At 63.0% G+C, this 9,527-nt stretch carries 11 protein-coding genes; 2 read left to right on the top strand and 9 right to left on the bottom strand.

What is annotated here, in order from left to right; all coding sequences use genetic code 11:
• Nucleotides 1-63 precede the first annotated feature (63 nt).
• From AE618_RS07430 to AE618_RS07465, 8 genes are all read right to left on the bottom strand, one after another.
• Nucleotides 64-858: a sulfite exporter TauE/SafE family protein gene (locus AE618_RS07430; protein ID WP_054208411.1), complete on the bottom strand. Its 795-nt coding sequence runs from the start codon at nucleotides 856-858 to the stop codon at nucleotides 64-66.
• Nucleotides 855-2,528, bottom strand: coding sequence for a bifunctional protein tyrosine phosphatase family protein/NAD(P)/FAD-dependent oxidoreductase (locus tag AE618_RS07435; protein ID WP_054208412.1), 1,674 nt, complete (start codon nucleotides 2,526-2,528; stop codon nucleotides 855-857). The genes AE618_RS07430 and AE618_RS07435 overlap by 4 nt, the downstream gene beginning before the upstream one ends.
• A gap of 55 nt (nucleotides 2,529-2,583) precedes the next feature.
• Entirely contained in the window at nucleotides 2,584-2,940 is a 357-nt protein-coding gene (locus tag AE618_RS07440; RefSeq protein WP_197280704.1) for a DsrE family protein, read from the bottom strand.
• 145 nt (nucleotides 2,941-3,085) lie between these two features.
• On the bottom strand, nucleotides 3,086-3,673 hold the full coding sequence (locus tag AE618_RS07445; RefSeq protein ID WP_054208414.1) for a rhodanese-like domain-containing protein: 588 nt from the start codon (nucleotides 3,671-3,673) through the stop codon (nucleotides 3,086-3,088).
• 124 nt (nucleotides 3,674-3,797) lie between these two features.
• Nucleotides 3,798-4,457, bottom strand: a complete 660-nt coding sequence (locus tag AE618_RS07450) for a peroxiredoxin (protein WP_197280721.1) — start codon at nucleotides 4,455-4,457, stop codon at nucleotides 3,798-3,800.
• A 17-nt stretch (nucleotides 4,458-4,474) separates the two neighbouring features.
• Complete coding sequence (locus AE618_RS07455) at nucleotides 4,475-5,368, bottom strand: MBL fold metallo-hydrolase (RefSeq protein ID WP_054208415.1); 894 nt, start codon at nucleotides 5,366-5,368, stop codon at nucleotides 4,475-4,477.
• A gap of 80 nt (nucleotides 5,369-5,448) precedes the next feature.
• Complete coding sequence (locus tag AE618_RS07460; protein ID WP_054208416.1) at nucleotides 5,449-5,673, bottom strand: YgaP family membrane protein; 225 nt, start codon at nucleotides 5,671-5,673, stop codon at nucleotides 5,449-5,451.
• An 83-nt stretch (nucleotides 5,674-5,756) separates the two neighbouring features.
• Nucleotides 5,757-6,263, bottom strand: coding sequence for an RrF2 family transcriptional regulator (locus tag AE618_RS07465; protein WP_054208417.1), 507 nt, complete (start codon nucleotides 6,261-6,263; stop codon nucleotides 5,757-5,759).
• A 97-nt stretch (nucleotides 6,264-6,360) separates the two neighbouring features.
• Here AE618_RS07465 and AE618_RS07470 point away from each other — a divergent pair, with 97 nt between their 5' ends.
• Entirely contained in the window at nucleotides 6,361-7,776 is a 1,416-nt protein-coding gene (locus AE618_RS07470; RefSeq protein ID WP_054208418.1) for a cytochrome ubiquinol oxidase subunit I, read from the top strand.
• Between the two features lie 15 nt (nucleotides 7,777-7,791).
• Nucleotides 7,792-8,793 carry a cytochrome d ubiquinol oxidase subunit II gene (gene cydB, locus AE618_RS07475; protein ID WP_054208419.1) on the top strand — a complete coding sequence of 334 codons (1,002 nt, stop codon included), beginning with the start codon at nucleotides 7,792-7,794 and terminating at the stop codon, nucleotides 8,791-8,793.
• A gap of 86 nt (nucleotides 8,794-8,879) precedes the next feature.
• Here the strand turns inward: cydB and AE618_RS07480 are convergent, their stop codons facing one another.
• Entirely contained in the window at nucleotides 8,880-9,503 is a 624-nt protein-coding gene (locus AE618_RS07480) for a Crp/Fnr family transcriptional regulator (RefSeq protein WP_054208420.1), read from the bottom strand.
• Nucleotides 9,504-9,527: the final 24 nt, after the last annotated feature.

Raw genomic sequence — 9,527 nt, forward strand, 5'->3', positions numbered from 1 at the left:
GAGCCTGTCAGCAGCCTTTGAGGACCAGGCTCTATCAATGCCCCAACTTGCTTAAGTGACTGATCAGCCAAAGACGGCTGCATAACCGCGCGCCACGACATACAACCCAACGGCCGCGACTATCGAGGCAAAGACCCGAGAAAGCATTGATTTATGGCCTGACAGGCGCTGCGCGAGAAAGGTGCCGCCGACGCCTCCCGCGATTCCGCCAGCCACGAACAGAGTGGCGATGCGCCAGTCGACAAGGCCCGACAACGCATAAGACACTGCGGTCGTGATCCCGAAGGCCGTCACGGCGACGAGCGAGGAGCCGATCGCCATGATCATCGGCATGCGCGCCGCCCCCATCAGGCCGGGCACGATCAGAAAACCCCCGCCGATCCCGAAGAAGCCCGACATTCCACCGACGAGCCCACCCATGCCGAGCAACCGCGGCAGCAGCCTCGATGCCGTTGTGCGTCCAAGTGGCTGAAAGGCCGCGCCATCGCCGCCCTTGCGGACGAGCATCATGACCGCGATCACGATCATCAGCACGCCGAACAGGAGCAGCAGCTTCTGCCCGTCCAAGCTCTTGCCAATGGTCGAGCCGACCGCGGCTCCGGCGATGCCGGCCGCTGAGAAGACCAGCGCGCAGGGCCAGCGGACATTGCCGGCACTGGCATGGCCGAGCAGATTGGCAAATGCGCTGAGCGCAACCGCGACCGCGCTGGTGCCGATGGCAACATGTGGCGAGGCCACGCCAACGACATAGACGAGCAGCGGCACGGCCAGGATCGAGCCGCCGCCGCCGATGAGGCCGAGTACGAAGCCGACCAGCGAGCCGGAGCCGACCGAGGCGATATCGGGTCCGACGATCATGCCACGAGTTCCGGCTTGGCCATCCATTCGCGTCCGCGCAGCATCGCCTGCCAGTAAATCGGCGGCAGTGCGCGCTCCTTCAGCAGCCAAGCCAAGTGGGATGGTTTGGTGCCGTCGAGCAGCCAACCGGGGAAGCTCGGCAGAAGCTTGCCGCCATAACCGAATTCCGCCAGTACGATCTTGCCTCGCTCGACGGTCAGTGGGCATGACCCGTAACCGTCGTAGATCGCGTCTCGATCACCACCATATCCCAGGTCACGAAGCAGGTTGTGAGCTACAATAGGAGCCTGCTTGCGAGCGGCGGCGGCGGTTTTGGCATTGGGCGTATTTGCGACGTCGCCGAGCGCGAAGACACCACCGAAGGTCTTATGGCGCAGCGTGCTCTGATCGACGTCGACCCAGCCAGCGGCGTCGGCTAGCGGCGAGACGCGCACGAAGTCCGGCGCAACCTGCGGCGGAACGACATGGATGATGTCGAAGTCGGTTTCGATCACAGACTTGGTACCGTCGGCATCTGCCTTCCAGAACCAGGCCCGCTTTTTCTCGCCGTCGATCCGGGTCAGCGTATGCTGGAAATGAAGTTGGGCCTGATAGCGCTCGATATAGGCCATCAGAGCGGGTACGTACTCCTTCACGCCGAAAAGCACCGCCCCGGCATTGAAGAAGTCGATATCGATGTCCTTGAGCAGGCCCTGACGGTACCAATGGTCGGCAGAGAGGTAGAGTGCCTTCTGAGGCGCGCCGGCACATTTGATCGGCATGGGCGGTTGGGTGAATACGGCACGTCCGCGCTTCAGGGACTGTACAAGTTCCCACGTGTAGGGCGCGAGATCATAGCGGTAGTTGGAGGTGACGCCATTCCGGCCAAGCGTCTCGGACAGGCCCTCGATACCAGCCCAATTCAGCTTCAGCCCCGCGGCAACCACGAGCGCCCGATAGGTGACCAGCCGGCAGCCTTCCAGGATGACGGCGTTTTTCTGCGGCTCGAATGCTGCGACGGCGGCCTTGATCCAGCGCACGCCAGCAGGAATGAGCGATGCCATCGTTTTCGCTGTCGTCGCGGGATCGAAAATCCCGCCGCCCACCATTGTCCAGCCAGGCTGGTAATAATGGACGTCGGCAGGCTCGATGATGGCAATGTCCAGTTCCGGCCGACGCGCCTTCAGGCTCGCGGCAAGCGCGATGCCAGCGGCACCGCCACCGATGATGACGACTTCGGCATGAGCTTCAACCGTCTCGGTGCCGACCAGCCCCTTGCTGGCGATGCGGCGCGCGACACCGTTCATGTCGAAGCCAGCCACTTTTGCTGCCGACAAGATATCAGGCAGAGGGCGCCCTCGCGCGCCCTCCGCAAGAGACCACAAGGTCGTCGACCGCGTTCCCGTGCGACAATAAGCGAGAGTTGGCTTGGGCAGGGCGTCTATCAGCTTGGCAAATGACGACGCGTCCTGGTCGCCGACCTTCCCGGATATGATTGGCTGGTAGACAGCCGTGAGGCCGGCACTCTTGGCCTGGGCTTCGATCTCGGCAAACCCAGGCTGGTCGGCTCCTTCGCCGTCGGGGCGATTGCAGATGATCGACTTAAACCCTGCCGCTGCAATTTCGGCAATCTGCGCAGGCAGGATTTGCTCAGAGACCGACAGTTGGTCGGATATTGTCTTGATCTTCACGGGTTAGTCCTCCCAGAATCGGACTTTGTTTTTTGGTCGGCTATCTCTGCCGACCTTATTGGCCGATGACCTTGACCGACGGGTCGGCGATCATGGTGGCGACATCCTGCGGGCGAGCGACGCTCACGCCTTCCATGAGAGCGTCGGCCTGGAGTTTGCGATTGGGCAGATAGATGGCGCAGACCTGCACTGTTGCGCCCTTCGTCATGAGCCCCTCCAGCAGCGAGCGCACCGTCATCCCCTGGGGGGTCACGGGTTTCGTCGCCGCTGCCGGAACGGCCTTCAGGACGATATCGCCGGCTTCGCCGCAGAGGAGCATGTGGACACCGTGTCCGCTCGCCTGCAGCTGGTTTGCGAGCACCAGATTGAACGCCTGAGCCTCCGCGGCCGGCGCGCTCAGCAGCATCAGCATCGTTTGACCGGCGACAGCTGGGGAGGTGATCAGCGCCGTGGCTAGCACTGCCGTCGAAACGGCCTTGGAAACGGGTGTCATTTGTGTGTCCTGGAAGGTCTAGGGGTGGGAGGCGCCACAAGAACCTGTCGCGGCGTGACGATGATTATTTCTGGCCCATTGGAAATTTCGCGCGGTCGAGCGTGTAGCCCCATGGCAAGCCGGAGTTCTTCCAGCCATCGACGCGCCGCCAGTTCTTCTCCGGCCCATCCTTGATCGTGTCGCCTTCGAAGCCATCGACGACGACGTAGACGCTGGCAAAGCCCTTACCCCACAGCTCCTTGGCCGAGGGCGCGCCCCTCTCGCCACCCGAGCGGCACATCAGCAGGATCGGCGTGTCCTTGCCGAGGCCGCGGTCGGTCAGGGCCTTGGCGATCTTCTCGGCAAAGGCGGGATCGCGCTCCACCTGATAGACGGAGCGCTGTTCGTTCCATTTCGACAGGTTGGCCGACATGAAAGGGACGACGACGTCGACGGCCGGAGCAAAGCCGGTGAACATGATCTCGATCGGGTCGCGCACATCGACCAGCAGGACCTTGTTGCCCTGCGCCTGCTTCATGGCGAAGGCCTCCCTGGAATCCACATAGAGCTTCCAGGGCGTCTGGCGCTCGGGGTTGGCAGGTTCCGGAGCGGCATGGGCAGAAGCCGTGCCCAGAAGGCTCACAGCAACAAGCAGCATAATGCCCTTAGACATGACGGGCCTTTTCGGTGGGTTGTTGGAATGGTTCAGTCGCTCAAGCGCTCGCCGCAGAGCGTCGCGCCCCGGCACCGCTAGCGGATCGGTCGGCTACGACACGAGAGGGTAGGTAGGGACGATGTCAGGCAACGTTGCGGGTACTGAAATACCAATCCGTCGTGTCGAACCCCTGGGTGCTACGACGCCTTGCCTCCTCGGCCGTCTTCGGCGGGGGCACAATCACGCTCTCACCGGCTGTCCATCCTTCAGGCGTCGCGATCTTGTGCAGATCGCTCATCTGAAGCGCGCCAACCAAGCGCAGGATTTCCAGCACCGAGCGTCCGTTGCTCATGGGGTAATAGAGCATGGCACGCAGGATGCCCTGAGGGTCGATGACGAAGGTCGCGCGCACGGCGGAGGTGTCACTGGCACCGGGCTGTACCATGCCGTAGGCATGCGCGACCGTCATCGACAGGTCTTCGATGATAGGGAAGCGAACCTCGACCCCGAATTTCTCCTCGATGTTTCTGAGCCACGCGATGTGCGCATAGACGCTGTCGATCGACAGACCCAGCAACTCGCAATCGAGCGCCTGGAATGCCGCATGATGGCGAGCAAACGCGACGAACTCGGTCGTGCAGACGGGCGTGAAATCGGCAGGGTGCGAGAACAGAACAAGCCATTTGCCCTGATAGTCGGTCAGGGATCGCGGCCCGTCGGTGGTCTGTGCCGCGAAATGGGGAGCCCGGCGATTGATCCCAGGCAGGCCCACATTGAGATCGGACGCCGTCATGCTGGTCATGTCCTTAGGGTTGATCGTCACAGCGCGTTCACCGGCACTTTGAGGAACACCTTCCCGCCTGCGTCGGCCGGGGGCAGTGCGCCGGCGCGCATGTTGACCTGCAGCGACGGGATGATCAGCTTCGGCATCGCCAGCGTGGCGTCGCGCGCCTCGCGCGTCCTGACAAACTCGTCCTCACTGATGCCGTCGCGGACATGGATGTTGTGGGCGCGCTGCTCGGCGACCGTGGTTTCCCAGCGGATCTTGCGCCCGTTGGGGCCGTAGTCGTGGCACATGAACAGCCGCATCGCGGGCGGCAGATCGAGCACGCGCCGGATCGAGCGATAGAGCGTGCGGGCATCGCCGCCAGGAAAATCGGCACGGGCGGAACCACCATCGGGCATGAACAGCGTGTCACCGACGAAGACTGCATCGCCGATCACATGCGTCATGCAAGCCGGGGTGTGACCGGGCGTGTGCATCGCGAAGGCGGTCAGCGAGCCGATCTCATAACTGTCGCCATCCTTGAACAGACGGTCGAACTGGCTGCCGTCGCGCTGGAACTCGGTGCCTTCGTTAAAGACCTTGCCGAAGGTATCCTGGACGATAGTGATGTTCTCACCGATGCCGATCTTGCCGCCGAGCTTGCCCTGGATATAGGGCGCGCCGGAGAGGTGGTCGGCATGGACATGGGTCTCGATCAACCATTCGAGCCTGAGGCCGTGTTTCTCGACGAAAGTGATGATCGCGTCGGCGGATTCATACGAGATGCGCCCGGCCGCGTAATCGATGTCCATCACCGAGTCGATGATGGCGCAGGCGTTGGAGCCGGGGTCCTTGACGACATAGCTGACGGTATTGGTCGGCGCGTCGAAAAACGCCGTCACCTCGGGTTTCACGGCGAGATCGACGGCGTGCGGAGTGTGCGACATGGCTGGCCTCGCGGGCTGACTGTGGCGATGTGGAGATTGTTGCGCTCAGTGGGCGACGGGGCGCCGCCCACTTCCGAGGCTCAAGGCCTGGCGAGCGGGCATGTTCTGACGCCCAGCAGCGTATAAGCGGGGCAGAAGCGGAACGCCGCTGTCCCCAGCATGACCACGCCCCAGGCCGTCAGAGCGTATTTCCAGGCACCCCAGGGCGCGACCATATCTGCGACGGGAGGAACGAAGACGGCGGCGACGAGCACCGCCCCCAGTATGAAACGCAAGGTGCGATCGAGTGTGCCAACATTGGTCATGACTCTCTCCCGTGAATGGCGATGACCCCGCCATTAACATTCGAGAATTCGCATGTGTCAATTAAAATAATCACTCACGATGATTATTTTATCGCAACCACCCCGCTGACGAACGGGTCTGCCTCACCTTCGATAGGGAGTCCCGAATCCACGCCGCCGGCATCCTGGAGCCGCTCCAGCAAGGCGACCCGGTTGATGGCAATATCGGCAATCGTCATGTCGTCGAGCACGGAAAGGAATGCTCTCAAGGCCCGCTGAATGCCGCGCGACAGATGACAGGCCCCCAGGAGAGGGCACGTGTTGGTCTCGGAATTGAAGCATTCGACGAGCTCCAGCGGCGCCTCGGTCCAGCGAATAATCTCTCCGACCGTGATTTCCTCTGCCGGGCGCGCCAATCTCATCCCGCCATTGCGCCCACGAATGGTCTCGACATAGCCGCGCCGTCCCAGCTCATGCGCGACCTTGACCAGATGCGAGCGGGAGATCCGGTGAGCACGCGCCACGTCCTCGACCGAGACGATCGCGGGAGCGCGCAGAGCCAATAGCTGGAGCGTCCGCAAGGCGAAATTGGAATACTGGGTCAGGCGCAAACGCGACCTCCTGCGATAAATAGGTACATTCCACATATTGCTTTTAGCAGCCGCCCGCAATAATCATCATTTCAAATACAACATTTAAGAGGCTGAGATGTTCGGTTTAGAAGCCCTCATGCTGGCGCGCATTCAGTTCGCGTTTACCATCAGCTTCCACATCATTTTCCCGGCTTTCTCGATCGGCCTGGCGAGCTATCTCGCGGTCCTCAATGCGCTCTGGCTGGCGACCGGGCGCCCGGTCTTCATGGACCTGTTCAACTATTGGAAGAAGATTTTCGCCGTCGCTTTCGGCATGGGCGTCGTCTCCGGCATCGTCATGAGCTACCAGTTCGGGACGAACTGGAGCGTGTTCTCTGACAAGGTCGGCCCGGTGATCGGGCCGCTGATGGGCTATGAGGTGCTCTCCGCCTTCTTCCTTGAGGCGGGCTTCCTAGGGGTCATGCTGTTTGGCCTGTCGCGTGTCGGTCCGCGCCTGCATTTCGCCGCCACGCTGATGGTCGCGCTCGGCACCTTCATGTCGGCGTTCTGGATCCTGTCGGTGAACAGCTGGATGCAGACGCCGGCCGGCTACGCCATCAATGCGGTCGGCCAGTTCGTCGTCACCGACTGGTGGGCCGTCATCTTCAACCCCTCCTTCCCCTACCGGCTCGTGCACATGGTGCTCGCCGCTTATCTGACGACGGCCTTTGTCGTCGGTGCGGTCGGGGCACTGCACGTCCTGAGGGACCGCGGCAACGAGGGTGCCCGCATCATGTTCTCGATGGCGATGTGGATGGCGGCGATCGTCGCGCCTATCCAGATCTTCGCCGGCGACCTGCATGGGCTGAACACCCTCGAGCACCAGCCCGCCAAGGTCATGGCGATGGAAGGCCATTTCCAGAGCCATCCCGATGGCGCGCCGCTGATCCTGTTCGGCATTCCCAACAGTGCCGAAAAGCGGATCGACTACGCGATCCAGATCCCCAAGGCCTCGTCCCTTATCCTGAAGCATGATCTGAACGCGCCGCTCGCAGGGCTCGACACGGTCCCCGAAAACCTCCAACCGCCCGTTGGTGTGGTGTTCTGGAGCTTCCGCGTCATGATCGGGATCGGCTTCGCTATGCTCGGCATCGGCGCTCTGAGCCTCTATCTGCGCTGGCGTCGGAAGCTTTACGACGTCAAGCCCTTCCTGCGGGCTGCCGTGCTGATGGGCCCTGCGGGCTTCGTGGCGGTACTGGCAGGCTGGATCACCACCGAGGTCGGCCGCCAGCCCTATACGGTCTATGGCCTGCTGACGACGGCGCAGTCCGCTTCGCCGATCCATGCCGCAGCCGTCGGGGCCTCTCTGCTCGCCTTCATCGTCGTCTATTTTGCCCTGTTCGGCGCTGGCACCTTCTACGTCCTGCGTCTGATGAACCACCCGCCGCATGTCGCCGAAAGCGGGCTCGCGCCCGACAAGCCGGTTCGCGCCGGCGGCATCATGCCCGGCCCCGTCATGGACGCGACCGGCGCCCTTCCGGTTGCCCAATAAAGGAGCCAGGCCACCATGCTCGACCTTCCCTTCATCTGGGCGGCACTGATCGCCTTTGCCGTCCTCGCCTATGTCGTATTGGATGGCTTCGATCTCGGCGTCGGCATTCTTTTTCCGTTCGTCAGCGGTGAGGCCCATCGCGACGAGATGATGAACTCGGTGGCGCCGGTCTGGGACGGCAATGAGACCTGGCTGGTGCTCGGCGGCGGCGGCCTGCTGGCCGTCTTCCCGCTCGCCTATGCCATCATCCTGCCGGCGCTCTATGTACCGCTGACCGTCATGCTGCTCGGCCTGATCTTCCGCGGCGTCGCCTTCGAGTTCCGCTGGAAGACACGTCGCGGCCAGTTTCTCTGGGACTGGTCCTTCGCGTTCGGCTCGATCGTCGCCGCTTTCGCGCAGGGCGTCGCGCTCGGCGCTTTGGTGCAGGGCATCCCCGTCGTCGGGCGCGCCTATGCCGGCGGCTGGTGGGACTGGCTGACCCCGTTCAGCCTCGTCACAGGCGTGGCGCTGGTCATCGGCTACGCCCTGCTCGGCGCGACCTGGCTGATCCTGAAGACCGAGAACCATGTCCAGCGCCGTGCCTATGACATCGCATTCTGGGCAGCGCCGGCGACTCTGATCCTGATCGGCGCAGTCAGCGCCTGGACGCCGACCCTGAACGCCAGCTATCTCGAACGCTGGCTGGTCTGGCCTCAGATTCTGCTCGTCGGCCCCGTGCCGCTGGCCGTAATCGGGCTGGCATACGTCCTCCTGCGGGGCTTGACCCAAAGGCGTGAACTCAGCCCCTTCCTGGCGACGCTGGGGCTGTTTGTGCTCTGCTTCATCGGGCTGGGCATCAGCTTCTACCCGCACATCGTGCCCAACAGCGTCACCATCTGGGAGGCGGCAGCGCCGGATAACTCGCTGTCCTTCCTGCTGGTCGGCGCCACCATCCTGATCCCGCTGATCCTTGCCTACACCGCCTATTCCTATTGGGTCTTTCGAGGGAAGGTGAATGCGGTCGGAGGCTATCACTGATGGCCGCCGGCAACCGGAACGTGGCCGACAAGCCCCGGGCGCTCGCGCGCCTGGGCTGGTTCGTGGTCTATTGGGCCGCCGGCGTCCTAAGCCTGACCGTCGTCGGCCTCGCCATCCGCTTGGCGCTCAAGGTTTGAGCCCTCTCCAACAGCGGCGATACATCGCGCGCGCCGGTTGATCTCGCGATAGAGCGCTTCCGGCGAAACACCGAGTTCGGCTGCGAGACGCGCCCTCGCGCCTCGGCCAGGCACAGTGCCGCCGCTCAGGCTTAGCCAGGCGTCCAGGCGTTCGGCCACGGTCTTTAACGTCAGCAATTCAGCGCGCAGCCGGGCGACTTGTACCTCTCTGGCGAGATGCTCGGCCCACCATCGCGCGAATTCCGGTTCCCGCGAGAGACGCTCGCGAACCGCTGCGATACGAATGCCGAGCGTCTCCGTCGCCACCTCAGCTCGGCCGTCGCAGTGATAACGCTCAGCAAACAGCGAAGCTTCCGCCAGCGGCGATCCGGCCTGTGCCCGCTGCAGGACGAGGTCGCTGCCTTGCAGCGTTTGGCGCACCAGATGAACGCGCCCCGTCACGACAACGTGGAGCCAATGGATCCGCTCGCCCCGACGAAACAGCAGCGCGCCTGCCGCGAAGCGCCGGTGGCGCAGATCGGCGACTGCAAACTGGGTCGTGAACTGCTCCAACATGATCATGATCATGATCATGCAACGCAGTGCTCGGATATGCCA

The organism is Allobosea vaviloviae, assembly GCF_001298265.1.
In the GTDB taxonomy this organism is placed as follows: Bacteria; Pseudomonadota; Alphaproteobacteria; order Rhizobiales; family Beijerinckiaceae; genus Allobosea; species Allobosea vaviloviae_B.

Bases quoted from the DNA above. Each gene is read 5' to 3' on its own strand.
- AE618_RS07430 (WP_054208411.1), bottom strand. From the start codon at position 858: ATGATCGTCGGACCCGATATCGCCTCGGTCGGCTCCGGCTCGCTGGTC.
- AE618_RS07470 (WP_054208418.1), top strand. From the start codon at position 6,361: ATGTTCGGTTTAGAAGCCCTCATGCTGGCGCGCATTCAGTTCGCGTTT.
- AE618_RS07460 (WP_054208416.1), bottom strand. From the start codon at position 5,673: ATGACCAATGTTGGCACACTCGATCGCACCTTGCGTTTCATACTGGGG.
- cydB (WP_054208419.1), top strand. From the start codon at position 7,792: ATGCTCGACCTTCCCTTCATCTGGGCGGCACTGATCGCCTTTGCCGTC.
- AE618_RS07455 (WP_054208415.1), bottom strand. From the start codon at position 5,368: ATGTCGCACACTCCGCACGCCGTCGATCTCGCCGTGAAACCCGAGGTG.
- AE618_RS07480 (WP_054208420.1), bottom strand. From the start codon at position 9,503: ATGATCATGATCATGATCATGTTGGAGCAGTTCACGACCCAGTTTGCA.
- AE618_RS07445 (WP_054208414.1), bottom strand. From the start codon at position 3,673: ATGTCTAAGGGCATTATGCTGCTTGTTGCTGTGAGCCTTCTGGGCACG.
- AE618_RS07440 (WP_197280704.1), bottom strand. From the start codon at position 2,940: ATGCTGATGCTGCTGAGCGCGCCGGCCGCGGAGGCTCAGGCGTTCAAT.
- AE618_RS07450 (WP_197280721.1), bottom strand. From the start codon at position 4,457: ATGACCAGCATGACGGCGTCCGATCTCAATGTGGGCCTGCCTGGGATC.